Raw genomic sequence first — 25614 nt, forward strand, 5'->3', positions numbered from 1 at the left:
TTTATAATTCGACAATATTTTTCTGAATTTGTTAGAAAGTACTGTCGATCACATTGTGTAAACGATTTTGGACCTTTCGTATAAGTCCCCAGTCTGCGTAAATTCGCAGATACATACTACTATATAAAATTGTATCCATTTGCTCATCTGTTACAAATGTATCTCTTGAAGACAATACATATACTCCTTTTTCACAAGAAGACTAGCAAGCACTATAACCTGTATGATCATGAGATCTGTAGCTTTTGCATGTTGATAAATATAACAATCCACTTCATCTTGCTCAGAATCTACATAGACCCAATTGCCTTGCTGTTTTCTTGAACGATGAGCATAGGATGCGACAAACAAAATTTCGACATAAAATTTTGTTCCAACTTGCACAATTACATTCTTCACGGGACACGCATCTGCATCAAATAATATCTTACTGATGTTTTGCATATTTCTGTATTCTACATCCCTTCTGTGAATCCTTCCATAATGTGCGTTTTCTTGTCTAGATTTTGTCGATTTAACGTAAATACATGTCTTTTTCGAAAATCCTATCCCTAGTTTATTCTGAAAAATTAAAGTCTAAACGTAAAATATAGGTTTTTATCACAATTTTTTATTATAATATATTTTCTTCAACTACGCTACATATCCCTTTAATTTTCATCTTACATTTAAAGATAACGAAATCGTTCCTTTAGCATAATAAAAAAAACAGAAGAATATAAGTATAACCATTCCGCTATATTCTATTACTAAGCCGAAAGTTCATGCTCTACTTCGCATCTTCCTCTACCGCCTTCTCACGAGCGAAAAAAGCACATTCACCTTTGGTAAATGTGCTAAAACATTTTTTGGTTTTGCACTGCATTCACAATAATATTTGCTGTTTCTTCAATCGCCTTATTTGATACATCAATCACTTGACAATTTATTTTATTAATTACTTCTTCAAAATGACCAAGTTCTTCTTGAATACGATTAATATTTGCATATGTTGCTCCATCACTTAATCCAAGTGATTTCAATCGTTCTTTTCGAATATGATTTAACTTATCCGGTATAATTTTCAAACCGAAACATTTCTCTTTTGCCACTTGATATAATTCCTCAGGTGGATCCACTTCCGGTACAAGTGGTACATTGGCAACTTTCAAACGTTTGTTATGCGCTAAATATTGTGAAAGTGGTGTTTTTGATGTACGTGAAATTCCAATCAACACGATATCAGCTTTTAAAATACCACGTGCATCTCTACCATCATCATACTTAACTGCAAATTCAATCGCTTCAATTTTTTTAAAGTACTCTTCATCTAATCTTCGAACGACACCTGGCTCATACCTTGGTACTTGCCCTGTAATTCCTTCAATTTGATCGATAAGAGGTCCGATAATATCGTATGCCTCTACTCCTTCTTTTGCCGCTTCTGTCAATAAATATTGACGCATATCAGGCTTTACTAACGTAAAACAAATAAGCGCTTGATTGCTCTTGGCAATCGAGATTACTTCTTTTAATGTCCCTGTATCTTCTACATACGGTACACGTCTAATATCAGGAGCGAATGGGAACTGTCCCATTGCCGCTCTAACAACCAAATCAGCCGTTTCTCCTACAGAGTCAGATACGACATATACGATTTTATTATCCATTACATTACCTCACTTTAAACAAATTACACTTATTCGTTATTTACTAAATTTACAAACGCACGTGTAATATTTGTTTTTGTAATTCGCCCAATCACTTCTAAACCTTGTTTCGTATCCTTCACAACCGGCATCGCATCAATCTGTCTTTCTATTAATTCCATCGCAATATCATATAAAGAATCCTCCCTGCGACACATCGCAATGTTTGGCATCCTTGTCATGATAATATTAACCGGAAGAGAGGTTAAATCCTGCTTTCCTAAGCTAGCTCGTAATAAATCTTTACGAGATACAACGCCAACTAATAAAGTAGATTGATCTACAACAAATAATGTACCAACGTCCTCTAGAAACATAGTACAGATTGCATCGTATACTGATACATTTTTATCAATTACAGCCGGTCTAGATTGATAATCTTGCACTTTAATTTTCTTAACAGCTTCAGATAATAGCTGTCCCCCGGTTTTACCCGTATAAAAATAACCTACACGTGGACGCGCTTCTAAATAACCAGCCATCGTTAAAATTGCTAAGTCTGGTCTTAGCGTTGCACGTGTTAAACCCAATTGCCCAGCAATTGACTCCCCTGTAATAGGACCGTGATCTTTTACAATCTGAATGATATGCTCTTGCCGTTTATTCAGCTCTATGATAATCACCACCTTTAATGCACAACGAAAAAAGTTATACTATCTCTTAAATATTATATACTAAATATGCTATTCGAAAAAGAAAGTATGTAAAAAGGACCGTATACGGCCCTTTTTATATTTGAAACTTATCAATTTGTTCCAAGAAACGCCTTGTTTTCAAATAAATCCCACAATATTCATCATAATATGTATTCAATACTGTGCGCATTTGTTTTTTTGTACTATCCTTCACCGATACATTACCGAGCCGGTGTAGATCGAAGTGAAGAAAGAGACGTAATAATTTATGAACAGCCTCTCCCACCGGAATACGATACGGATCTTGTTCCGCATGACGCGAGCACAGAAAACCGCCTTCCCTGACAGAGAAGGCGACAAAATCTGTTTCTTGATGACAAATAGCACATGTATCAAAGTACGGGTGCATCCCTAATACCGGAAGCATTTTCGTTTGATAAATTAATGATAATGCTTCTGGGTCAACACCCTCACACATATAATGCAACGTTTGATATAACATTTCAAATAAATACGGATTATGCTTCTTATCTTCTGTTGCTTTATCAGTTAATTCGATAATAAATGATGCATAAGCAGTTAAAAATATATCCTCGCGAATTTCTTTCATAGATGAAATAATCTCGCCTTGTTGCAAAGTTCCAAGTCCAGATCCAATTTGAATAAGAAAATGACCATGTGTCATAAGTTGCGAAATAGCCGCTAACCGACTCTTCGGTTTTTTCGCCCCTCTTGCCATTGCACTTATCTTACCAAATTCTCGTGAGTATATTGTAACAATCTTATTTGTTTCTCCGTAATCTGTTGTACGGATGACAATGCCCTCAACTTTTTGAAACATGTTCGTCACCATCCAAGGTTTGAACAAAACGGGTCAAGAAATTGGAGAGTCTAGATGCGCTAACTCCTCTTCATGTTGATCCATCTCATCGTTTACGTCTTTTTCCATTTCTTTCAAAAGCAAATACGTTTCAATGCTTCCTGTTTTGGAGAAAAACTTCCAGGTAAAATCTAGCATAAGAATCCACCTTTCTCAATAAGCGTAGCCTATAAAGCAATTTCTTTTGTTGTTATTAAATTGACCCATTTTGTTCATTTTCATGTGAGAAAAATTTTTCCTAATTTATCAAGGTTCATAAAAACCAATAATCAGTGGATGAACAAAACACCCACTGATCACAACTTTACTTCATATTAATACTCGTCTTCACGGAAACCAAGGTCACGAAGCTGTGACATCTTATTACGCCAATCTTTTTGCACTTTCACCCATACTTCTAAAAATACTTTAGAACCAAGAAGTGCTTCAATGTCAAAGCGAGCTCGCTTACCGACTTCTTTTAACATCTTCCCTTGCTTACCTATAATAATTCCTTTTTGTGATGCACGTTCAACAACAATAGTTGCGTTTATATAAACCGCTCCGCCCTCACGCTTTTGAATTGCATCAATAACAACCGCTACAGAATGCGGTACTTCTTCACGTGTTAAATGTAATACTTTTTCACGAATAAGCTCTGAAATAATAAATCGCTCTGGATGATCCGTTACTTGATTATCCGGGTAATATTGCGGTCCTTCTGGTAAATACTTTTTAATTGCTCCGATTAACGCTTCAACGTTATTACCGTCCAATGCAGAAATTGGCACAATCTCCGCGAACTCATATAGTTTACGGTATTGATCAATTAACGCTAATAATTGCTCTGGATGAACTTGGTCAATTTTATTAATTACTAAAAATACCGGTTGTTTCGTTTCTTGTAATTTCTCAATAATAAATTCCTCACCACGACCATATCCTTCAGTTGCATTGACCATAAACAGAACAATATCAACTTCTTTTAATGTCGTTTGAGCCATCTTCACCATGAAATCGCCTAGTTTATGTTTAGGTTTATGTATTCCTGGTGTATCAATGAAAACTACTTGTGAATCATTTTCTGTATATACACCTTGAATTTTATTACGAGTTGTTTGTGGCTTATCGCTCATAATAGCAATTTTTTGGCCAATAATACGATTTAAAAATGTAGATTTCCCAACATTCGGTCTGCCAATAATAGAGACAAAACCTGATTTATAACCTTTTCTATTCATGTAAATCCTCCGCTAAAAATGCTCCTGGTAACAATTCTCCGACTGTTGTCTCTTGAACATCACCATGTAAGTTTGATAGGTATACTTTCGTATCCTGTTTACATAATTCTACCATAACTTGTCGACATGCTCCACAAGGAGGTACTGGACGCTTTGTATCTGCTACGACTGCAATAGCTACAAACTCGTTATCTCCTTCAGAAATCGCCTTAAATAACGCTGTTCTTTCTGCACAGTTACATAAACCATATGATGCATTTTCAACATTACATCCACGATATATTTTTCCATCCTGAGTTAGTAAAGCTGCACCTACTTGAAATTTAGAATATGGTACGTACGCTCGTTTACGCGCTTCGGTTGCTTCTTGAATTAATTGTTTGCTATTCATATTCCCGCATCCTTTCCGTTCACAGATGTGAATAGATACACTCTTTCATTAAAGGCCTTCACGGCGCTCCCAAAGCTTAATAAAAGCTTCGGAATGCAACTATACCATATACGGTAAAAAGATAATAGCACCAATTACAGCAGCTATAATTGCAAACAATAAAACTGCCCCCGCCGCAACATCCTTTGCAATTTTCGCAAACGGATGAATATCCGCGGTTGCTAAGTCTACTGTTTTTTCAATAGCCGTATTCACCATCTCTAAACCCATTACAATCCCTATCACAATAAGTAATACAATCCATTCCGTTGTTGTAATATGGAAATAAAAGCCGCAGCACATAACAATGACTGCGGCTAAAGAATGAATTTTCATATTTCGTTCATGACGAAGACAAAAGTATATACCAGCTATAGCATATCCAAAACTATCTAAAAGTTTTCCTTTTTTCATCGTCCTAATCCAAAGGCCTCTAAAATTTCTTTTTGTCTTCCAAACATTTCTTTTTCATCTTCTTCTGTCATATGATCATAACCAAGCAAATGCAAAAAGCCATGTAGTGCTAAAAACCCAAGTTCTCGATCAAAAGAATGTCCATATTCTTCCGCTTGTTCTTTTGCTCTTGGAATAGAAATAATAAGATCTCCTAACATACGCGGCATCTCCGCACCGACGATTTCCATCTCGCCTTCTCCCATTTCTTCCATTGCGAAAGAAATAACATCCGTAGGTTGATCCTTATCTCGGTAATCACGGTTTATTTCACGAATACGTTCATTATCTACAAACGTAACCGATAATTCTGCCCCTTCTTCTATATTTTCCATTTGGGCTGCTTTCTCTACCAATCCTCGAATCAAACTTATATATTCGTCTTTCACTTCTTCTGTTTCATCAATAAAATCAATTAATAAACTCATTCTTTCTCCTTATCTTCCGGCAGCTCCGGATATGTAATACGAGAATGGAAAATACCATTTAACGTTTCACATAACGTTTTACAAACAATTTGTAATTCTTTAAATGTCAAATCACATTCACTAAATTGCCCATCTTGCAAACGATCTTTAATAATACTTTGCACTAAGTTATTAATTTGATCTGGCGTTGGATGATTCATTGAACGTACCGCCGCTTCTACACTATCAGCAATACCAACAATTGCCGACTCTTTAGATGTTGCTTTTGATCCTGGGTAGCGGAACATCTCTTCCTTATATTTCTCTTTATCTTCCTTAATCGCTTTATAGTAAAAATATTTAAGTAACGTTGTACCGTGATGCTGTCCAGCAATATCAATAATTTCTTGAGGAATATGATATTCCTCTAACATCCTCACCCCATCAGTTACGTGAGCGATTATAATATCTTTACTCGTTACAGGGTCTAATCTATCATGCGGGTTTTCAATCCCCATCTGGTTTTCAATAAAAAACTGTGGTTGTACTGTTTTTCCCACATCATGATAATACGCCCCTACACGAGCCAACACTCCATTTGCTCCAACCGCTTCACAAGCAGCTTCAGAAAGATTCGCTACCATTACACTATGGTGATACGTACCCGGTGCTTCTAATAAGATTTTGCGCAAGAGCGGGTGATTCGGACTTGAAAGTTCCATTAATTTCATACTCGATACAATTCCGAGCCCACTTTCTAAATACGGTAAAATCCCCATAGCTAGAACAGAAGAGATAATCCCCGAAACTGCTGCCATTAATAATTGCGTACCAATTTCAAGAGGTGAAAAGTTCCCATTTCGTAATAATAACAACGCCGCCAATACGACTACATTTAATACGGAAACGAGTATACCAGCTTGCAAAATCATCGTACGACGATTTTTTTCTCTCAAGAAGATGCTAACCGATAATGAACTTAACAAAACATAAATCCCTACACTATAATTCAGTGTACTCGTTACACCTTCATTAAACATAATACTTCCGCAAACAGAAAAAATCATACTTGTTAAAAATACAAATCGGTCACCAATCATTAATTTCACAAGTATTGTCCCCATCGCGACCGGAACAACATACGCAATTCCTGCATATTCAAGCTTTTGGAATAAACTAATGATTTTCATTAAAACAATCGTGATAGACAGAATTGTGATGTATGCTAAAACATACGGCCTATCTTCTCTTTTTCGCTGTAAAAATACTTCAAACTGCTTATGCATAAAGTATAGCAACACACAAATGAGCACCGCCAAACCAACATAAGGTTGGAAGCTATTACCTTTCTCTAGCAACCCAACTAATTTCAACTGATTATACATATCACTTGAAATCGTTTCTCCTTCTCTCACAAGAACTTGCCCTTGAAGGATATAAACAGGCGGCACTAAATCTTCCTCTGCTTTTCTCTTCTCTTTTGTTAAAGTCGGATCATAAAAATAATTTGCTGAAATTGCATATTTCCCTAGTGCCTTAATAGCTTCTTTTAAACCACTATCGACATTAACATTATTCATCTCACTTACATACCGCTCTTTAGCGTCCTTCAATTCGTCCATTTTAATATGCATAGCCATTATACTATTAACGGCTGTGACTGCTGCATCTTTTGCTAATACCAATTGGCTTGAATCCGCGTTAATCAAGTTTAGTAAGTTTGAATCCGATAAATCTTTTGTTAAATCGACAGGTAGTTTCTTTTTCAACTTGTCCACTTTATCAGCATCGGTAATCTTTTTTTGCTCATCTGGTCCAACAGCTTTAATCTCTTGCACCACTTCATCTACCTTAGCAAAAACATCATTAACAATATCCACTTTATTTTGTTTAAGCTCACTTCTATATGTATACTGATCTTCAACTTTGGTAGCGGCTTCTTTTTTCTTTTTTTCCGTTGTAACTTTATCTTCAATTTTAATAGGAGAGTGGATTGTTTTTTTAGCAATAGAGTATATTTCAACATCTAATTGCTCTGGTTTTACATTATTCATAAGTGCAAAAAACAGTACTGCTCCTAATAAAACGTAAGAAATCCAACTTAGTTTTTTCGAATGTTGTAAATTACGAAACCACTTAGAAATTTCTTGAGATCTTGACATGATTTCAATACCTTCTCCTCTCCAGAAATAAAGTGAAACTATTTATAGCTTTCATTTCTTCCAGCCAACGATGCTTTTTAGGACCATATTTTTATAGACCATCACCTATAGTTTATTTCCCTCGTCTCTAATGATAGTAAAAAATATGTCCTTCGCCAACCTTATCATACAAAAAGAAATGATCCTGACAAATAGGATCATTCCATTTTATCATATGCCTCAATAATACGTTGCACTAACTGGTGTCTCACAACGTCCGTTTGTTCCAATGTAATGAACGAAAGACCTGATACACCAGATAAAATATTAGCAGCAATAGAAAGACCTGACTTTACCCCTTTTGGCAAGTCTACCTGTGAGGGATCCCCCGTAATAACCATTTTAGAACTAAAACCTAATCGTGTTAAAAACATTTTTATTTGAACACCAGTTGTATTTTGCGCCTCATCTAATATAACAAATGAATCATCAAGAGTACGCCCTCTCATATAAGCAAGAGGTGCAATTTCAATTACACCACGTTCCATCATACGTTGTGTATATTCTTGTCCAAGAATATCATGTAACGCATCATATAGTGGTCGTAAATACGGATCTACTTTTTCTTTCAAATCACCTGGTAAAAACCCTAAGCTCTCTCCAGCTTCTACAGCAGGTCTTGTTAAAATAATTTTCTTTACATACCCTTGCTTTAAAGCTCTCACAGCCATTACTACGGCTAAGTATGTTTTTCCTGTCCCAGCAGGCCCTATCCCAAATACAATATCATTCTTTTTCATTGCATGAATATATCGTCTTTGCCCCATCGTTTTCACACGAATGGATTTACCTTTTGCCGTTTTAAAAATTTCCTCTTCATATAACTCTTCGAATTGAGCAATTTTCCCTTGTTGCCCAAGCTGAATCGCATACGCAACATCTCTTTCCGAAATTGATACACCTTTACGGATAACAACAAGTAACTGTTGTAAGATTTTTTCTACGAGCACCACAGTTTCATCTGCCCCAGATACACGAACAGATTCTCCTCTAGTCACAATCGATACACTAAGTTCTCGTTCAATTACTTTTAAATGAGCATCATTTACCCCAAAAAGAGCGATTGCTTCGTTAGGGTTTTCCAATTGTTGGTTCATTTCTACTAATTGTTCTGCCATTACTCAGTCTCCTTGAATATCGAATTCAGATATTGGTTGTGGCTCTGCAATATTTTCAATCACTGTATAATGTAATGTGACCTTTAGGTGATCCGCCTCAACCTCTTTACTCAAAATGTTATCACTTACAATCATAGCATGTTCATCCAATTTTTTCTTCAGTTCTTTTTCTGCCATCTCTTTCGCTACTTTCATTGCTTGTTTTTCGGTATATTCTCGGTTCGCTTCTTCCTCTTCTCGTACAATATCTTTCTCGTATGCAACTGGTAATGTGAATCCAAATAATTTCACATCATGTTTTACACTTTCAGTACGAGAGCGTTTATACTTATCCTGTTGAAATCCCCATATTTTTATTTTAGCACTCCCAAATTTAAGAAAATATTCATTGTACGAATTACCAGTATACACTTGAAATTGCGTCTTTAACGGAACATCCACCTCAGATTTATACCACGTTTCTCCATATACAATCCCTTTAGCCGAAACAATTGTCGGATTCTCCTCATTACCATACATCCCCGAGACGAGAAGTTGCCCCTTTTCTACATGGTCATTTTTCATGACAACAGGCTTCCCAACTTCCACAAATGTTTTTGTAATAATCCCTTCTTTTTTTGCTACTAAGTTTTGTGGCTGTTGTTCACTTTCTTTTTTCGGTTCATTTTTTTCAACAATCTTAAAATGATATGTTGTCCCTCTTATTTCTAATCCCGCCCAAGTAATCGCATTAATATTGTCTGTCAAATGACGTTGAACATCTTCTACACTCGGCATTTGGAACTGTAATTTCCCTTTTTTTATACCCATTTTGTCCAATTCTTTCATCAATATATATTCCGTTTCAGGTTTTGCTCCTGTAATTTCAATTTTCCACACCATATTTGACAATGCGATCATTCCGAAAAAAAATATTAAAAACCCAATTAAAAATCCACTATTTTTAATTAAACGCTTATTCCAAAACGGAAAACCGTAACGTCCAATAAAATATAATTTACATTCATTTTTCCTATAAATTGGTTTTATCTTTTTCACATCTCGTAATAACATACAAAAAACTAACGTTTCATCAGCTATCTTCTTTACATCCCAAACTAGTAATTTCCTCCGCACACACTCGTTAACAAAGCGTTCCGCTCCTCTACCTTCAATTCGCACCTTTACATACCCAAGCCATTTTATAAACCATTTATTTTTCATCGACTATCTCCACTACCTTTCTAAAAGTAGATACACTACTTTTCAATTCGATTATCAAACTAGCTCGTACTAAATTAGCAGATTCCTTGATCCTCACTAATTATTAACCTTCACGAGCCAGTTTTTTTACGTGGAACTCAATTCCCACCTATCCTCTTTGTACGAACCGAATATTGAGGCCAGAACGTTATCACCTGTTAATACAAGGTAACGAAGAAAAACTTCACAAACGGAAGTTTCTCCTCACTCCTCTTTCTTTTCATTTTCTAAAAACGTCACTTGTTCAATAATCCCTTCAAGCAACAGTTCTTCTGGAAGGATTGTTTTAATAACAAAGGATTGACCTTTAATTAATAATTGACCATGTTTCAATAGCAATCTTACCTCTTTATCTGAAAACACTAATAATCCTCGATGATTTTCTATATAGATATGTACTTGCCCAACAAGCGTGATCCGAGGTAGATCCATTAACACATCCACTGGCAGGTCTATTTGCTTCGTTAACCAATTCTTCATTTGTTCTAATTTCTTCATCTCAAAAGACCCCCTCTCATCCCATATGTATGAAAAAAGAGCTTGTAATATCACGTCCAAACTGAAAAAAGCATAAAAAAACGTCTCATACGAAATGAGACGCTTTTTTATGCTAATAGCTGGATAACCAGCTTATTCACAAGTGATCCGTCTGTTTTACCTTTTACTTTCGGCATAACAGCAGTCATCACTTTACCCATATCTGCTTTAGATGTAGCACCAACTTCAGAAATAACTTGCTTAATTATATCCGCTAGTTCTTCTTCTGTTAATTGCTCCGGCAAATATGCGCTTAAAATCTGAATTTCACTTTGCAGTTTATCAACAAGGTCTTCACGACCAGCTTTTTTAAATTCAAGGAGGGAGTCCTTATACTGTTTTACTTCACGAGCTAAAACTGTTAATTCCTCTTCTTCAGTAAGAGTATGTTGCAGTTTAATACCTTCATTTTGTAAAGCAGCCTTAACCATACGAATAACGGTTAATTTTTCTTTTTGTTTATTCTTCATCGCTTGTTTCATATCATCGTTTAAACGACCGAGAAGACTCATAACTTACACCCTCTCTTAGAACTTACGCTTTCTTGCCGCTTCAGACTTCTTCTTACGTTTTACACTTGGCTTTTCATAAAACTCGCGCTTTCTTGCTTCAGCAAGTGTACCAGTTTTAGAAACCGACTTTTTAAAACGGCGAAGTGCATCCTCCAAAGACTCGTTTTTACGAACGACTGTTTTTGACATTCTCTTTCCCTCCCTCCGAAACATCACACTTACATACTAACTTCAGCATGCAAAAAGAAACACTTCTTCAGCATGTCTTTTACGATTATAATACATTTTATCACTTCAGGTCAACTATTTGGCAGAATAAAAGAAGAATTGATGCTCTTCCTTTTTCAAAAACTATGTTGATAGCCTTTATCTCTTCCCCTAAAAATAAATATATTTTTATTACTGGATCTTTTTTATACAAGGATACGCTCAAAAATCACTCATTTAACGAACAACCCACTGCATCTTCTTTCAATACTTAACTTCTCCATGAACGAAAAAAAAGCATTAACGGGCAGTAAAACTCCCATCTCAAAATTCGGCTGAAGCAAAGAAGTTAGGTGGGAGATCAACTGCCCGTAAACGCCCGATTGGTGAGGGCTAATAATCAGTGGGGATGAACAACCCCCCCCCACTGATTAAAGTTTCACTTTATTATGCGCTTGCTGATTCTTTTTTTACATCATCTTCAAGAACACGAACAAACTGCGCTTCGTTATATGGATAACCAGCTTTTGTAATTTTTACTTTTACTAGCTTACCAATCAATTCTTCAGATCCTTCAAACACAATTTTTAAGTAGTTATCTGTATAACCTACATATAAACCTTCACGGTCACCATCTTTAAATGTCTCTTCCGGAATGATTTCAAGTACTTCACCTTCAAATCTAGAAGCATACTCTTTCGCTAATTGATTTGATAGCTCAATTAGACGGTGAACACGATCGTTCTTCACGTCTTCAGGAACTTGATCTTCCATACGTGCTGCTGGAGTACCTGTACGTTTTGAATAAGGGAAAACGTGTAATTCAGAGAAACGATTCTCTTTAATGAAATTGTACGTTTCCATGAATTCTTCTTCTGTTTCACCTGGGAATCCAACAATTACGTCTGATGTAATCGCAAGCCCTGGTAACGCTTCTTTCAAACGATCTAAACGCTCTTGGAAAAATTCCATCGTATACTTACGGCGCATACGTTTCAATACAGTATTAGATCCTGACTGTAATGGAATATGCAAGTGACGTACAACTACTTCTGATTTATCTAACACTTCAATTACTTCATCAGAAATTTGACTCGCCTCAATAGAAGAAATACGAAGACGTTTCAATCCGCTTACTTCCGCTTCCATATCACGCAGTAATCCTGCTAAGTTATACTCTTTTATATCTTCACCGTACCCACCTGTATGAATACCTGTTAATACGATTTCTTTATAGCCCGCATCTACTAATTGCTGCGCTTGTTTAATAACTTCTTTTCCATCACGAGAACGCATTAAACCACGCGCCCAAGGAATGATGCAAAATGTACAGAAGTTATTGCAACCTTCTTGTATTTTTAAAGATGCACGTGTACGGTCCGTGAAATATGGTACATCGAGCTCTTCATATACACGTGTTTTCATAATATTGCGGACAGCATTAATTGGTTGACGCTCTTGACGGAATTCTTCGATGTATCCTAACATCTTCTCACGATCTTGCGTACCAACAACAATATCTACACCTGGAATTGCCATAATTTCTGCTGGAGATGTTTGTGCATAACATCCAGTTACACAAATTACCGCATCTGGATTTTGACGTACAGCACGTCTAATTACTTGACGGCTTTTTTTATCTCCAGTATTTGTTACTGTACATGTGTTAATAACATATACATCAGATTTTTTTTCATATTCAGTTCTTTCATAACCACCTTGTTTAAACAATTGCCAAATCGCTTCTGTTTCATAGTGGTTTACTTTACAACCTAACGTGTGGAACGCAACAGTTGCCATTGATTATCACCCCATCAATTCAAAATGATAAGAAGCGGCACTTAACGCATAAAGCGGAGCCGTTTCTGTTCTTAAAATTCTTGGTCCTAAACTACATGGTACAAATTTATGTTCACGAAGTGCGGTTATCTCTTCCTCCGCTAAACCGCCTTCCGGCCCAAATACAATCAGCAGCTTTTGGCCTCGTTTAATCGTCGATAAAGCTTTCGCAAAATTAGATTTCTCACCTTGTTTCGCTTCTTCTTCATACGCAACAAGACAAACATCATACTCGCTACTCATCGACAGCAGTTGTTTAAATGATGAGGGAACGTGTACTTCTGGAATTTCACTTCTATGCGATTGTTCCGCAGCTTCTTTTACAATTTTTTTCAAACGCTCAACTTTTTTATCTGCTTTTTTCGCATCCCACTTTACAATAGATCGAGATGCTTGAAATGGTAAAAATGCAGCTGCCCCAAGCTCAGTTCCTTTTTGAAAAATTAACTCTAGCTTGTCTCCTTTCGGCAGTCCACTTGCAATCGTCACGAACACAGGAAGTTCGCTTGACGCCTCTACCCATTCTACAATAGTGGTATCCACAAATTCACTGGTAATTTCAGCAATTGAACACTCTGCTGTTTGACCATTTACACAGCAATAAATGTGGTCACCAGCTGACATACGCATCACTCTTGCGATGTGATGAACATCATCACCCATTATACGAATACTTGTCTCATTTACATATTTCTCTTCTACAAAATAACGTTGCATATAATCACCTTAGTAGAGTTTCGTTCCTTTCGTAAGTCAACACTTACGAAAAGAACGAAACGTTATCATTTTCATATAACAAACGGCAAGTCCCTCACCTTATACGGTGAGAGACTCCCCTGTTCTTTATAGACTAAAATCTATATTACGCATTTCGTGCAATAATTGCTACCCAATCTTCCATTCGAAGCACTTCTTCAATTGTAAATCCAGCTTTTTCTAACGCTTCAGAAATTACTTTTTCTTTCGCCCCAATAATACCAGATGTAATAAATAATCCACCTGGCTTCACAACTCTCGCTGCATCTTCAGGGAATAGAAGAATAATTTCCGCTAGTAAATTTGCTACGATTAAATCAACTGGACCTTCAATACCTTCTAATAGACTATTCTGTCCAACATTGACAATGTCATCTGTTTTATTTAAGCGCACATTCATTTCTGCACTTTCAACTGCAACTGGGTCTAAATCATACGCTTGAACAGAAGCCGCACCTAATTTTGCCGCAGCAATACTAAGTACCCCCGAACCTGTCCCCACATCAATCACAGTATCACCTGGCTGAACCGTTTTTTCTAACGCACGAATACACATCGTTGTTGTTGGATGTGTCCCTGTACCAAACGCCATACCTGGATCTAATTCAATAATTTTTTCATCTGGAGAAGACGGTGTATACTCTTCCCACGTCGGCACAATTGTGAATGTATCAGAAATTTGAACTGGATGATAATACTTCTTCCAAGCAGTAGCCCAATCTTCCTCATCGACTTCATTAATTGTAATATTTCCTGTACCAATTTCGATGTCGAAAGATGGTAGTGCATCAATAGATGATTTTACACCTGCAACCGTTTCGTGTAAAGAATCCGTTTGTGGGAAATATGCTTTTACCAAAACACCCTCACTTGGATATTCATCTGGGTTAAGTGCATAAATCTCACCGTATTGTTGCTCGCGCTCTTTCGTCAACTCCGCTGGGTCCTCAATCGCAACCCCGCTAGCGCCTGCTTCATGCAAAATATGAGAGACAGCTTCTACTGCTTCTTCTGTTGTATGAATACTAATTTCTGACCATTTCACAATTTACCAACTCCATTTTTTATTTCCATTATTCCCCTTTAAAAGCACGTTTAAGCTTTCTGAATAAGCTATCATCCTGCTCTTCTTGCCCTGCAAATTCACGCAATAAATCTTTTTGATGTGAAGTTAATTTCGTCGGCACAACAACACGAACGACTACATATTGATCTCCTTGACCATATCCACGTACGTTCGGAGCACCTTTTCCTTTTAAGCGGAATTCTGTTCCTGTTTGTGTTCCTGCTGGAATTTTCAGCTTCACTTTGCCATGAACGGTAGGAACTTCTACTTCCGCACCAAGTGCCATTTGCGCAAATGTTAATGGCATTTCGCAAATAATGTGATCCCCTTCGCGCTCAAAGAATTCATGATTTCTCACATGAACAACAACATATAAGTCACCTGCCGGTCCGCCATTTACGCCTGCTTCACCTTTTCCAGATACACGAATTTGTTGACCATTATCGATACCCGCTGGAATTTTAACATTGATTTTTTTGCGTTTACGAACTTTACCAGAACCATGGCATGTCGTACATTTCTCTTTAATCATTTGACCTGTTCCTGAACAATGCCCACAAGCTTGACGGTTTACAATACGCCCAAATGGTGTATTTTGTTCTACACTTACTTGCCCTGATCCTGAACAATGTTTACATGTTTCTTTTGAAGTCCCTGGTTTTGCTCCGCTACCCTTACAAGTATCACATGGATCCTCCACTGGAATCTCAACATTTAATTCTTTACCAAAAATAGCTTCTTCAAACTCTAAAGTAACTTGATATTGTAAATCAGCACCTTGACGCGGAGCATTCGGATCACGACGTCTGCCGCCACCGCCACCAAAGAATGAACTGAAGATATCTTCAAATCCGAAACCACCGCCGAAGTCTCCTCCGCCGAAACCTTGATTCGGACCCGCGTGACCAAACTGATCATACTGCGCGCGTTTTTGATCGTCACTTAATACTTCGTATGCTTCTTGTACTTCTTTAAACTTTTCAATTGCATTTTCTTCTTTACTTACGTCTGGATGGTACTTTTTAGCCAAACCACGATACGCTTTTTTTATTTCATCTTTAGAAGCACCCTTGCTAAGTCCAAGGACCTCATAATAGTCTCGTTTATTCATAAATTTGCAACCCCCGAATCTTTCACATAAACGTAATTTTAACACCGAAAGAAAGTGCTTTGCAACAAAGTTTCCTCACTTACAGTATGCAAAATAAAAAACTTAAGATCCTCACACATTTCTTCTTATTCGTGAAAAAAGCCAAAGCCAAGGCACGCTTGACTTTGACTTTTTGTCATCTTACTTATTTTATTTCACTGTATTACTTGTCTTCTTTTACTTCTTCAAACTCAGCGTCTACTACATTATCTTTTTTCGCGCCAGCGTCTTGTGCTCCTTGTGCACCTTCTGCTTGCCCTGCAGCTGCTTGAGCTTGCTCGTATAATTTAACAGTTAATTGTTGTACGATTTCTTGAAGAGCATCTTTTTTCACACGGATTTCTTCAAGTTCGTTTTTCTCGATTGCCGCTTGTAATGCTTCTTTCGCTTCCGTTGCTTTCGCTACTTCAGCTGCATCTACTTTACCTTCTAAATCTTTTACAACTTTGTCTGTTTGGAATACAAGTTGGTCAGCTTCGTTACGAAGTTCAACTTCTTCCTTACGTTTTTGGTCAGCGTCAGCATTTGATTCCGCTTCTTGTACCATACGATCTACTTCTTCATCAGAAAGACCTGAAGAAGATTGGATTGTAATAGTTTGCTCTTTACTTGTTCCTAAGTCTTTTGCACGTACGTTAACGATACCGTTCGCATCAATATCGAATGTTACTTCGATTTGTGGAATTCCACGTGGTGCTGGCGGAAGGTCTGTTAATTGGAAACGACCTAATGTTTTGTTGTCAGCTGACATTGGACGCTCACCTTGTAGTACGTGAATGTCTACCGCTGGTTGGTTATCAGCAGCTGTTGAGAATACTTGTGACTTACTTGTTGGAATTGTAGTGTTACGCTCGATTAATTTCGTGAACACACCACCCATAGTTTCGATACCTAAAGAAAGTGGAGTTACGTCTAATAATAGAACGCCCTCTACATCACCAGTAAGTACGCCACCTTGAACTGCAGCACCTAATGCTACAACTTCATCTGGGTTTACACCTTTGTATGGCTCTTTACCAGTTTCACGTTTAATTGCTTCTTGTACAGCTGGGATACGAGTAGAACCACCAACAAGGATAACTTTATCTAATTCGCTTGGAGAAAAACCAGCGTCTTTTAATGCACGACGAGTTGGCTCTAATGTTCTTTCAACAAGACCAGCTGAAATTTCTTCGAATTTAGCTCTTGTTAACGTTAATTCTAAGTGTAATGGACCAGCAGCTCCAGCACTAATGAATGGTAATGAAATTTGTGTTTGTGTTACACCAGAAAGATCTTTCTTCGCTTTTTCAGCTGCATCTTTCAAACGTTGAAGTGCCATTTTATCTTGGCTTAAATCAATGCTATTTTCTTTTTTGAATTCAGCTACTAAATGATCGATGATAACTTGGTCAAAGTCATCTCCACCAAGACGGTTGTCACCAGCAGTTGAAATAACTTCAAATGTTCCATCTGCTAACTCAAGGATAGATACGTCAAACGTACCGCCACCTAAGTCATATACTAGAATTTTTTGTTCTTCATCTTGTTTTTCTAAACCGTAAGCAAGTGCTGCTGCTGTTGGTTCGTTAATGATACGCTCTACTTCTAAACCAGCAATACGACCAGCATCTTTTGTCGCTTGGCGTTCTGCATCGTTGAAGTATGCTGGTACTGTAATAACAGCTTTTGTCACTGTTTCACCTAAGTACGCTTCAGCAGAAGCTTTTAAGTTTTGTAAAATGATTGCAGAAATTTCTTGAGGTGTATAATCTTTACCTTCAACTTCTACTTTATAGTCTGTACCCATATGACGTTTAACAGACATGATTGTATTTGGGTTTGTAATTGCTTGACGTTTCGCAACTTCCCCAACTTGACGCTCTTCATTTTTGAAAGCTACAACAGAAGGTGTTGTACGATTTCCTTCTGGATTTGGGATAACCTTTGGTTCTCCACCTTCCATAACAGCTACACAAGAGTTTGTTGTACCTAAGTCAATACCGATAATTTTACTCATAGCGAATCCTCCTACATTTATGTAAATTATTGATTTACTTTTACCATTGATGGGCGAATCACACGGTCTTTTAGCTTATAGCCTTTTTGGAATTCCTCCACAACCGCGTTTGATTCAAACTCACTGTCTTCTACTTGCATAACAGCTTGGTGCTCATGAGGATCGAACTGTTTACCAACAGCTTCAATCACTTCAACACCTTCTTTAGTCAGCGCTTCTAACAATTGACGATGCACCATTTCCATACCTTGTAATAAGGACTTCATTTGATCATCAGTTGCTTCCACTTGCATTGCTCTTTCAAAATTATCAAGAGCTGGCAGAATATCTGACACAAGACTTTGTGCTCTATATTTTTCAGCAGCCTGTTTATCCATTTGAACGCGGCGCTTATGATTTTCAAAATCAGCTTGTAGACGTAGTGTGCGACCTTCCGTTTCCGTTAGTTTCGCTTGTAACTCATCCACTGTTTCTTGTAAAAGAGCAGCTTCACTTTTCTCTTCTACAGCTTCTTCACTGTTGTCTGTCGTGACAGCTTCTTCAACTTGCGCTTCTTTCACTTCTTCTACCACTTGTTCGTTACGCTCTTCCACAATTTTCACCTCCTTAAAAGGTATTAGGTATCACGATTAGCACGATTACCTAAGCATTATATATTACACACAGCAATGAAATTTCCATCACTTGAGCGAATGTATTACTCTCATTTATTTTTTAAGTCCATCAGTAAATTGCCTTGTAAATAACTGCAACAAACTAATTACACGAGAGTATTGCATTCTCGTTGGACCTAAAATCGCAATCGTTCCAAGTTGCTCTTCTCCAATCGAATACGTTGCAGAAATTAAACTACAATCTTCCATAGCTATCGAAGAATTTTCCCTGCCAATTTTCACTTGAATACCTACTTGTTTATGACGCAAAATATCATAAAACTCAGCTTCGTTATCAATCATTGTCAGCAAGGATCTTACTTTTTGAATGTCATGGAACTCTGGCTGCGAAAGCATATTTGCTTTTCCTCCAAAGTATATCTTTTCCGATAAAGGAACTTGAAATGTACCATCCAACATTTTTATTGCACTATCGTAATTATGAACATACCCACGCAAGACTGTAACAATCTCTTTAAAGATTTTATTATGAAGTTCTGCCATAGGTATACCAGATAGCTTTTCATTTAAAATATTAACCATTTTTTCTAAATCTGATAAATCAACAGATTCCGGAACGGTAATCGTTTTACTTTGCACATGCCCTGTATCTGTTACAATAATAGCGACTGCTGTTTGACGATCAAGCGGTACAATCTGTACATTTTTAAGTTTATTTGTGCTCAATTTTGGACCAAGAACAATGGCCGTATAATTCGTAAGCTCTGATAAAATTTGAGCGGATTGTTGTGCAATTTTTTCTGCTTCAAAAATTCTTTCAGCAAATAAATCTTTAATTTGTACAATTTCATCAGTTGGTAAGTTTTGTGGCGCTAAAAGATGGTCTACATAAAAACGATACCCTTTTTCAGAAGGAACACGCCCAGAAGAACTATGCGTTTTTTCAATAAATCCTAGTTCCTCTAAATCAGCCATTTCATTTCGAATAGTAGCTGAACTAAACGTAATTTCATCTTTCTTAGCCAACGTCCTCGAACCAACTGGTTGCGCTGATCCAATAAAGTCATCAACAATTGTTTGTAAAATTAAGAGCTGACGTTCCGTAAGCATCTCATCATCACCTCTGTTAGCACTCTTTGTCTTCGAGTGCTAAATCTATTAATAACTTACCAAAATTGACATTCAATTGTCAACGGAAACGTCACGAAATAACGAAACTTTTTCACGCTTATGGCACATTTAATTAATCAATCAAAAATGACTGGAATACTTCATTCCCTAATAGTTTCCCTTTCCTCGTTAAACAAACATGTCCATCTCTGTTTTCAAGTAATCCTTGTTCTTGATTACTTTGTAACTGCTTTGCAAAAACATGATCCATCTCCACATTAAATTTCTTTTGGAATTCTAACTTAGAAACACCTTTTGTTTTTCGAAGTCCTAAGAACAACTCTTCTTCCATTTTTTCTTTCTCTGTCACTGCGTGAACATCTAAATATGGAAATCCTGTCTCATCAATTTTAGTGAAATATTGCTTGAGCGGACCTACATTTTGAATTCGTTCCCCGTTCACATAGCTATGCGCTCCAGCTCCAAATCCATAATACTCTTCATTATTCCAGTATGTGAGATTGTGTCTACTTTCATTATCACCTTTTGAGAAGTTACTAATCTCATACTGGCTATAACCATTTTTCTCCATTTCATCCATTACCATTTCGTACATTTTCGCTTCATGGTCTTCACCTGGAAGTCTTAATTTCCCTTTATTCATTAAGTTATAAAATACGGTTTTCGGTTCCACAATTAAGGAATATGCTGAGAAATGTTGTACACCAAGCGTAAAGGCAATGTCTAATGTTTCCTTTACATCTTCTATCGTCTGTCCTGGCAGAGCATAAATTAAATCTACATTAATATTTGTAAAACCGACTTCCTGCGCTTCTCGAATTGCTACGAATGCATCTTCTCTCGTATGCCTGCGTCCAATCTTCTCAAGTAGCTCATCACGAAACGTTTGCACACCAAAACTAATTCGGTTTACTCCACCTTCTAGCAATAAGTTCAACTTCTCTTTCGGTAAATCACCTGGATTCGCTTCAAATGTTAATTCACAATTCGGCGCAAATGGACGCAAACGACGGTTAATGATGTCGAGTAGCTGTTTTGTTTGCTCCATATTTAAAGCTGTCGGAGTTCCTCCGCCAACAAAAATCGTTTTCATACTTTCAAACGGTACTTTTTGAACCGTATTTATTATTTCTTTCTCTAAATATTGTAAGTATTGATCAACCGGTTGGCGTTCAATAAATACTTTATTAAAATCACAATAGTGACAAATATGCTGACAAAATGGAATATGAATATATGCAGCTTGTACCAAATATAACTCCTACCTTTCTAAAAAGAAAACCTCCGCGTTCCGGAGGGTCCTTTACTTTTATAAAGTGTTACGAATTTGTTCCATTCGCATTTTTCCCCAATCATACATCATTTCAACGATCGGTAAAAGCGACATACCTAATTCCGTCATATAGTACTCAACTCGCGGAGGAATTTCCGGGTATACTGTTCGATCAATAATCCCGTCCTCCATTAACTCTTTCAATTGATTTGACAACACTTTATGAGAAATGCTCGGGAACAGACGTTGTAATTCACTAAAACGATGCGGACCTTCCACACCTAAGTGCCACAATATCACAACTTTCCACTTCCCACTAATAATAGAAAGCGTCAGTTCCTTTTCGCAATTAAAATTACCTTTTTGTATTTTCTCTCGAATATCTTTTCGAATATTTTCGGACATTAATAGTCTCCTAACTCTATATCAATCACTAAAAAGCTCTCTCACTATTGTAAATGAGAGCTGCTAAGATGTCTAAAAAGTAGCATATAAAAAAAGAAGCCGAACGAACGGCTTCTACTTTTATCACAATTGGTGCGGGCTAATAATTAGCGAAGAATAGAAAAATCCCCACTAATTATAGTTCACTCTATTAGTTATCATCCATTTTCAGTACAGCCATGAATGCTTCTTGCGGCACTTCTACAGAACCAACAGACTTCATACGTTTTTTACCTTCTTTTTGCTTATCAAGAAGTTTACGCTTACGAGAAATGTCACCACCGTAACATTTTGCAAGTACGTTTTTACGCATCGCCTTAATTGTAGAACGAGATACAACTTTATTTCCGATAGTCGCCTGAATTGGCACTTCAAACTGTTGTCTTGGAATTAATTTCTTTAATTTCTCTACAATTACTTTACCACGGTCATACGCTGAATCACGATGTACAATAAATGATAAAGCATCCACTTGTTCATTATTTAAAAGAATATCCATTTTCACAAGCTTAGATGGTTTATAACCAATTAACTCGTAGTCAAATGATGCATATCCTTTCGTATTTGATTTCAATTGGTCGAAGAAATCATATACGATTTCTGATAACGGGATTTCATATGTCAATGTAACACGTGTTTCATCTAAATATTGCATATCAATAAACGTTCCACGTTTCCCTTGGCAAATTTCCATTACAGCTCCAACATAGTCATTCGGAACCATAATTGCAGCCTTCACAAACGGCTCTTCTACACGATCGATAGCCTGTGGATCTGGCATATTAGATGGATTATCAACAATAAGATCTTCACCGTTTGTTAAATACACTTTATAAATAACGCTTGGCGCTGTTGTAATTAAGTCAATCTTGAATTCACGTTCAATACGTTCTTGAATAATCTCCATGTGAAGCAGCCCTAAGAAGCCACAACGGAAACCAAAACCTAAAGCTTGAGATGTTTCAGGCTCAAATTCAAGAGCAGAATCATTCAATTCTAGTTTTTCTAACGCATCACGTAAGTCGTTATAACGTGCAGAATCGATTGGATATAAACCACAGAATACCATTGGATTTAATTTACGATACCCTTTTAACGGCTCTACAGCCTGACGTTTCGCATGTGTAATCGTATCACCTACGCGTGTATCGCCTACGTTTTTAATAGATGCTGCTAAGAAACCTACATCACCTACTGTTAACTCGTCACGTTGCGTTGTTTTCGGTGTAAACACACCTACTTCTGTTACTTCAAATTCTTTTCCAGTTGCCATCATACGTACTTTATCGCCAACTTTTACCGTTCCATTTACAACACGGATATATGCAATTACACCACGGTACGGATCATATAAAGAATCAAAAATCATACATTGTAACGGCTCTTCTGAATCACCTGTTGGAGCTGGTACCTTTTCAACGATTTGTTCTAAAATATCTTCAATACCAATGCCAGCTTTCGCTGAAGCAAGTACAGCTTCCGATGCATCTAAACCAATTACATCTTCTACCTCTTGACGTACGCGTTCTGGGTCTGCACTTGGTAAGTCGATTTTATTAATAACTGGTAAGATTTCTAAATTATTATCAAGCGCTAAATATACGTTCGCTAATGTTTGCGCCTCAATTCCTTGCGCTGCATCCACAACAAGAATTGCACCTTCACAAGCCGCTAAACTACGAGATACTTCGTACGTAAAGTCGACGTGTCCTGGAGTATCGATTAAGTGAAGAATATACTCTTCACCGTCTTTCGCTTTATACGTTAGTTGTACTGCATTTAATTTAATTGTAATACCACGCTCACGCTCCAACTCCATAGAGTCAAGCAATTGCGCCTTCATTTCGCGCTGTGCCAACGCGTTTGTTTTCTCCAAAATACGGTCTGCCAACGTTGATTTCCCGTGGTCAATGTGAGCAATGATGGAGAAGTTACGAATTTTGGACTGTCTTTTTGCTCTTTCTTCTTTATTCATCTATGTTCTCAACTCCTAATAGTCTCGCCAATATACACTAGCACTGATTATATCAATAGAGCAGCAAAGATTCAATGAAAACTCGTGCTGCTTACAATACAAATCACTCTATCTATATCTTATGCGAACAAACCATAAGAGACAAACCTTTTTCAAATTAAAGGACGACTCTCTTACAAACCAATAAGACAACCGTCCTTCCTGCTATCCTTAACTAAAAATCCCTTTTATTGCCCCAACCACTATATCCGTCCCAAACTTTGTCATATCACGAGCAACACTTGCTATCGCCATACCGATACCTTCTACAACATTAAAACTTCTTAAGCTTTCTAACTGTTTTTGTTTTTCAATAGCCGAAAACGTATCTCTCGAAATTTCTGATTCAGCCCCAGCGCCTTCTGTTCCTGTCATATGAGCAATTTGTTCATATGACAGCTGACGATACCCCTTCATACTTTTCAGACCATGATTAGCGAGTGCCACTCCAGCTATCATCATAAGCAAGCATAAGACTGTACCGCATATACATAACAGCGTAAATCGACTCAAACTATTTCTGCCTCTTTCCATCAATGTGTATAGGCCCCTGTGTTATCTTGATCAATCTGATGATGCAGTGCTGCATTTAAACCACTTGCTATTACATTTGCCATATCCTCAATAAACGCATCTACTTCTTTTGGGGTTACCATTAAATTATGACCAAGAGGAGATAACACTTCATAAATCAACTTTCTCTTTTCTTCTTCTTCTAACGTACCAATAGCCCCTAAAAACATATTTCGACTCTTTTCATCTGGCATATCTTCTTCTGTTAATTTTTTCTTTTCTCCAAATGTAAAACCAGCTGGTAATAAAGAGCGTGATGGTTTGTTTCCTTCTTTCAGTTCCCGGCCAAAATGTTTCAAAATAAAATCAATTGTATCACTCGTAATCGAAACAGCGTCTACCACAGTTGGCACACCAATTGCGATAACAGGAATACCTAATGTTTCTTTACTTAGTTCCTTACGCTTATTCCCAACACCAGATCCTGGATGAATTCCTGTATCAGAAATTTGTATCGTACTATTTACTCGTTCAATAGAACGCGCAGCTAATGCATCAATTGCGATGACAAAGTCTGGTTTTGTCTTTTCAATAATTCCGTAAATGACATCGCTCGTTTCGATTCCTGTAATCCCCATTACCCCTGGACGAATCGCACTAACAGGTCTAAAACCCTCTTCCACACTTTCAGGCTGCAATTTAAACAAATGTCTCGTCACCAGTACGTTCTCTACAACTATCGGTCCGAGTGCATCCGGCGTTACATTCCAATTCCCAAGCCCGACGATTAAACAACTCGCTTCTTTTGAAACACCAACCTCTTCTAAGAAATAAGAAAATTCTTTTGCAAAAATACGCTCTACTTTTTGCTGAAGTTCCGTATCTTGTTGTCGTATACCTTGCACCTCAAGAGTTAAATAATTCCCAGGTTTTTTCCCCATCGACTCCGATGCAATTTCATCAATAGTTACTTTTGTAATTGTAACGCCCTCTTCTTCCCTCTCTTTTACAATAACTCCCTGTATCCCTTTTTGTTCTTCTTGGCGCTCTTGCAGCATTTGGTGCGCCTCTACAGCAAGGTCAGTTCTAACACTATATTTACTTAAATCTAATGGTTCTTTCATCGTATCTCCTCCGTAATTCATAGTAAATATCGTTAGATTTCCCCAAGTTATATTAGGTCATTCTTTCCTTTACGTGAAATTTCATTGATATACTATTGCAATTCTCTTCACCGTTTGATAAAATATCACTTGTTCTATGTAAGAATCGAGTCATTCGATTG

The 25614-nt window shown here is 37.1% G+C and carries 28 protein-coding genes; all 28 read right to left on the minus strand.

Annotated features, from left to right (window positions below; all coding sequences use genetic code 11):
• Positions 1 to 31 precede the first annotated feature (31 nt).
• Positions 32 to 175, minus strand: a complete 144-nt coding sequence (locus MHB76_RS20310; protein ID WP_242476337.1) for a hypothetical protein — start codon at positions 173 to 175, stop codon at positions 32 to 34.
• Positions 151 to 444 (minus strand): DUF188 domain-containing protein, encoded by a 294-nt coding sequence (locus MHB76_RS20315; RefSeq protein WP_242476338.1) that lies wholly within the window; start codon positions 442 to 444, stop codon positions 151 to 153. Before MHB76_RS20315 ends, MHB76_RS20310 begins: the two co-directional genes overlap by 25 nt.
• A gap of 392 nt (positions 445 to 836) precedes the next feature.
• Positions 837 to 1649, minus strand: coding sequence for a pyruvate, water dikinase regulatory protein (locus tag MHB76_RS20320; RefSeq protein ID WP_002160452.1), 813 nt, complete (start codon positions 1647 to 1649; stop codon positions 837 to 839).
• A 29-nt stretch (positions 1650 to 1678) separates the two neighbouring features.
• Positions 1679 to 2311, minus strand: coding sequence for a helix-turn-helix transcriptional regulator (locus MHB76_RS20325; protein ID WP_087947415.1), 633 nt, complete (start codon positions 2309 to 2311; stop codon positions 1679 to 1681).
• A gap of 106 nt (positions 2312 to 2417) precedes the next feature.
• Complete coding sequence (recO, locus tag MHB76_RS20330; RefSeq protein ID WP_002160450.1) at positions 2418 to 3164, minus strand: DNA repair protein RecO; 747 nt, start codon at positions 3162 to 3164, stop codon at positions 2418 to 2420.
• Between the two features lie 33 nt (positions 3165 to 3197).
• Complete coding sequence (locus MHB76_RS20335) at positions 3198 to 3341, minus strand: YqzL family protein (protein ID WP_000883924.1); 144 nt, start codon at positions 3339 to 3341, stop codon at positions 3198 to 3200.
• Positions 3342 to 3517: 176 nt separating this feature from the next.
• Complete coding sequence (era, locus tag MHB76_RS20340) at positions 3518 to 4423, minus strand: GTPase Era (protein WP_002160449.1); 906 nt, start codon at positions 4421 to 4423, stop codon at positions 3518 to 3520.
• The gene (locus MHB76_RS20345; protein WP_002111886.1) at positions 4416 to 4814 is read right to left on the minus strand and encodes a cytidine deaminase; all 399 of its coding nucleotides are present in this window, start codon (positions 4812 to 4814) and stop codon (positions 4416 to 4418) included. The genes era and MHB76_RS20345 overlap by 8 nt, the downstream gene beginning before the upstream one ends.
• A gap of 99 nt (positions 4815 to 4913) precedes the next feature.
• Positions 4914 to 5267, minus strand: coding sequence for a diacylglycerol kinase family protein (locus MHB76_RS20350; protein WP_016106176.1), 354 nt, complete (start codon positions 5265 to 5267; stop codon positions 4914 to 4916).
• Complete coding sequence (ybeY, locus tag MHB76_RS20355; RefSeq protein WP_002088675.1) at positions 5264 to 5734, minus strand: rRNA maturation RNase YbeY; 471 nt, start codon at positions 5732 to 5734, stop codon at positions 5264 to 5266. The genes MHB76_RS20350 and ybeY overlap by 4 nt, the downstream gene beginning before the upstream one ends.
• A complete protein-coding gene (locus MHB76_RS20360; protein ID WP_078172798.1) occupies positions 5731 to 7875 on the minus strand; it encodes an HD family phosphohydrolase in 2145 nt (714 codons plus the stop codon). Before MHB76_RS20360 ends, ybeY begins: the two co-directional genes overlap by 4 nt.
• A 197-nt stretch (positions 7876 to 8072) precedes the next feature.
• On the minus strand, positions 8073 to 9032 hold the full coding sequence (locus MHB76_RS20365) for a PhoH family protein (protein ID WP_002160446.1): 960 nt from the start codon (positions 9030 to 9032) through the stop codon (positions 8073 to 8075).
• Between the two features lie 3 nt (positions 9033 to 9035).
• Entirely contained in the window at positions 9036 to 10235 is a 1200-nt protein-coding gene (yqfD, locus tag MHB76_RS20370; protein ID WP_002111891.1) for a sporulation protein YqfD, read from the minus strand.
• Between the two features lie 243 nt (positions 10236 to 10478).
• Entirely contained in the window at positions 10479 to 10772 is a 294-nt protein-coding gene (gene yqfC / locus MHB76_RS20375; protein ID WP_002088680.1) for a sporulation protein YqfC, read from the minus strand.
• A gap of 107 nt (positions 10773 to 10879) precedes the next feature.
• Positions 10880 to 11323: a GatB/YqeY domain-containing protein gene (locus MHB76_RS20380; RefSeq protein ID WP_000054578.1), complete on the minus strand. Its 444-nt coding sequence runs from the start codon at positions 11321 to 11323 to the stop codon at positions 10880 to 10882.
• A 15-nt stretch (positions 11324 to 11338) separates the two neighbouring features.
• Complete coding sequence (gene rpsU, locus MHB76_RS20385; protein ID WP_002088683.1) at positions 11339 to 11512, minus strand: 30S ribosomal protein S21; 174 nt, start codon at positions 11510 to 11512, stop codon at positions 11339 to 11341.
• A gap of 465 nt (positions 11513 to 11977) precedes the next feature.
• The gene (mtaB, locus tag MHB76_RS20390; protein ID WP_340987509.1) at positions 11978 to 13330 is read right to left on the minus strand and encodes a tRNA (N(6)-L-threonylcarbamoyladenosine(37)-C(2))-methylthiotransferase MtaB; all 1353 of its coding nucleotides are present in this window, start codon (positions 13328 to 13330) and stop codon (positions 11978 to 11980) included.
• Between the two features lie 6 nt (positions 13331 to 13336).
• Positions 13337 to 14086, minus strand: a complete 750-nt coding sequence (locus MHB76_RS20395; protein ID WP_002160444.1) for a 16S rRNA (uracil(1498)-N(3))-methyltransferase — start codon at positions 14084 to 14086, stop codon at positions 13337 to 13339.
• Positions 14087 to 14231: 145 nt separating this feature from the next.
• On the minus strand, positions 14232 to 15170 hold the full coding sequence (prmA, locus tag MHB76_RS20400) for a 50S ribosomal protein L11 methyltransferase (protein WP_002145700.1): 939 nt from the start codon (positions 15168 to 15170) through the stop codon (positions 14232 to 14234).
• Between the two features lie 28 nt (positions 15171 to 15198).
• Positions 15199 to 16302 carry a chaperone protein DnaJ gene (dnaJ, locus tag MHB76_RS20405; protein WP_002160443.1) on the minus strand — a complete coding sequence of 368 codons (1104 nt, stop codon included), beginning with the start codon at positions 16300 to 16302 and terminating at the stop codon, positions 15199 to 15201.
• Between the two features lie 202 nt (positions 16303 to 16504).
• Positions 16505 to 18340 (minus strand): chaperone protein DnaK, encoded by a 1836-nt coding sequence (gene dnaK, locus MHB76_RS20410; protein ID WP_002111905.1) that lies wholly within the window; start codon positions 18338 to 18340, stop codon positions 16505 to 16507.
• 26 nt (positions 18341 to 18366) lie between these two features.
• Positions 18367 to 18933, minus strand: a complete 567-nt coding sequence (gene grpE / locus MHB76_RS20415; protein WP_078172794.1) for a nucleotide exchange factor GrpE — start codon at positions 18931 to 18933, stop codon at positions 18367 to 18369.
• A gap of 114 nt (positions 18934 to 19047) precedes the next feature.
• Positions 19048 to 20064, minus strand: coding sequence for a heat-inducible transcriptional repressor HrcA (gene hrcA, locus MHB76_RS20420; RefSeq protein WP_002067157.1), 1017 nt, complete (start codon positions 20062 to 20064; stop codon positions 19048 to 19050).
• A 133-nt stretch (positions 20065 to 20197) separates the two neighbouring features.
• Positions 20198 to 21337 carry a radical SAM family heme chaperone HemW gene (gene hemW, locus MHB76_RS20425; RefSeq protein ID WP_078172793.1) on the minus strand — a complete coding sequence of 380 codons (1140 nt, stop codon included), beginning with the start codon at positions 21335 to 21337 and terminating at the stop codon, positions 20198 to 20200.
• Positions 21338 to 21394: 57 nt separating this feature from the next.
• Entirely contained in the window at positions 21395 to 21763 is a 369-nt protein-coding gene (locus tag MHB76_RS20430; RefSeq protein ID WP_002160441.1) for a winged helix-turn-helix transcriptional regulator, read from the minus strand.
• Between the two features lie 190 nt (positions 21764 to 21953).
• Positions 21954 to 23777 carry an elongation factor 4 gene (lepA, locus tag MHB76_RS20435; protein ID WP_002145694.1) on the minus strand — a complete coding sequence of 608 codons (1824 nt, stop codon included), beginning with the start codon at positions 23775 to 23777 and terminating at the stop codon, positions 21954 to 21956.
• A gap of 210 nt (positions 23778 to 23987) precedes the next feature.
• Positions 23988 to 24350: a YqxA family protein gene (locus tag MHB76_RS20440; RefSeq protein ID WP_002199322.1), complete on the minus strand. Its 363-nt coding sequence runs from the start codon at positions 24348 to 24350 to the stop codon at positions 23988 to 23990.
• On the minus strand, positions 24350 to 25453 hold the full coding sequence (gene gpr, locus MHB76_RS20445; RefSeq protein ID WP_002111912.1) for a GPR endopeptidase: 1104 nt from the start codon (positions 25451 to 25453) through the stop codon (positions 24350 to 24352). Before gpr ends, MHB76_RS20440 begins: the two co-directional genes overlap by 1 nt.
• Positions 25454 to 25614: the final 161 nt, after the last annotated feature.

The organism is Bacillus sp. FSL M7-1345 (genome assembly GCF_038006985.1).
Lineage (GTDB): Bacteria > Bacillota > Bacilli > Bacillales > Bacillaceae_G > Bacillus_A > Bacillus_A cereus_U.

Excerpts from the sequence above, each read along its gene's own strand:
- MHB76_RS20315 (WP_242476338.1), bottom strand. The coding sequence starts at position 444 with ATGCAAAACATCAGTAAGATATTATTTGATGCAGATGCGTGTCCCGTG.
- MHB76_RS20320 (WP_002160452.1), bottom strand. The coding sequence starts at position 1,649 with ATGGATAATAAAATCGTATATGTCGTATCTGACTCTGTAGGAGAAACG.
- recO (WP_002160450.1), bottom strand. The coding sequence starts at position 3,164 with ATGTTTCAAAAAGTTGAGGGCATTGTCATCCGTACAACAGATTACGGA.
- MHB76_RS20335 (WP_000883924.1), bottom strand. The coding sequence starts at position 3,341 with ATGCTAGATTTTACCTGGAAGTTTTTCTCCAAAACAGGAAGCATTGAA.
- era (WP_002160449.1), bottom strand. The coding sequence starts at position 4,423 with ATGAATAGAAAAGGTTATAAATCAGGTTTTGTCTCTATTATTGGCAGA.
- MHB76_RS20345 (WP_002111886.1), bottom strand. The coding sequence starts at position 4,814 with ATGAATAGCAAACAATTAATTCAAGAAGCAACCGAAGCGCGTAAACGA.
- MHB76_RS20350 (WP_016106176.1), bottom strand. The coding sequence starts at position 5,267 with ATGAAAAAAGGAAAACTTTTAGATAGTTTTGGATATGCTATAGCTGGT.
- ybeY (WP_002088675.1), bottom strand. The coding sequence starts at position 5,734 with ATGAGTTTATTAATTGATTTTATTGATGAAACAGAAGAAGTGAAAGAC.
- MHB76_RS20360 (WP_078172798.1), bottom strand. The coding sequence starts at position 7,875 with ATGTCAAGATCTCAAGAAATTTCTAAGTGGTTTCGTAATTTACAACAT.
- MHB76_RS20365 (WP_002160446.1), bottom strand. The coding sequence starts at position 9,032 with ATGGCAGAACAATTAGTAGAAATGAACCAACAATTGGAAAACCCTAAC.
- yqfD (WP_002111891.1), bottom strand. The coding sequence starts at position 10,235 with ATGAAAAATAAATGGTTTATAAAATGGCTTGGGTATGTAAAGGTGCGA.
- yqfC (WP_002088680.1), bottom strand. The coding sequence starts at position 10,772 with ATGAAGAAATTAGAACAAATGAAGAATTGGTTAACGAAGCAAATAGAC.
- MHB76_RS20380 (WP_000054578.1), bottom strand. The coding sequence starts at position 11,323 with ATGAGTCTTCTCGGTCGTTTAAACGATGATATGAAACAAGCGATGAAG.
- rpsU (WP_002088683.1), bottom strand. The coding sequence starts at position 11,512 with ATGTCAAAAACAGTCGTTCGTAAAAACGAGTCTTTGGAGGATGCACTT.
- mtaB (WP_340987509.1), bottom strand. The coding sequence starts at position 13,330 with ATGGCAACTGTTGCGTTCCACACGTTAGGTTGTAAAGTAAACCACTAT.
- MHB76_RS20395 (WP_002160444.1), bottom strand. The coding sequence starts at position 14,086 with ATGCAACGTTATTTTGTAGAAGAGAAATATGTAAATGAGACAAGTATT.
- dnaJ (WP_002160443.1), bottom strand. The coding sequence starts at position 16,302 with ATGAATAAACGAGACTATTATGAGGTCCTTGGACTTAGCAAGGGTGCT.
- dnaK (WP_002111905.1), bottom strand. The coding sequence starts at position 18,340 with ATGAGTAAAATTATCGGTATTGACTTAGGTACAACAAACTCTTGTGTA.
- hrcA (WP_002067157.1), bottom strand. The coding sequence starts at position 20,064 with ATGCTTACGGAACGTCAGCTCTTAATTTTACAAACAATTGTTGATGAC.
- MHB76_RS20430 (WP_002160441.1), bottom strand. The coding sequence starts at position 21,763 with ATGTCCGAAAATATTCGAAAAGATATTCGAGAGAAAATACAAAAAGGT.
- lepA (WP_002145694.1), bottom strand. The coding sequence starts at position 23,777 with ATGAATAAAGAAGAAAGAGCAAAAAGACAGTCCAAAATTCGTAACTTC.
- MHB76_RS20440 (WP_002199322.1), bottom strand. The coding sequence starts at position 24,350 with ATGGAAAGAGGCAGAAATAGTTTGAGTCGATTTACGCTGTTATGTATA.
- gpr (WP_002111912.1), bottom strand. The coding sequence starts at position 25,453 with ATGAAAGAACCATTAGATTTAAGTAAATATAGTGTTAGAACTGACCTT.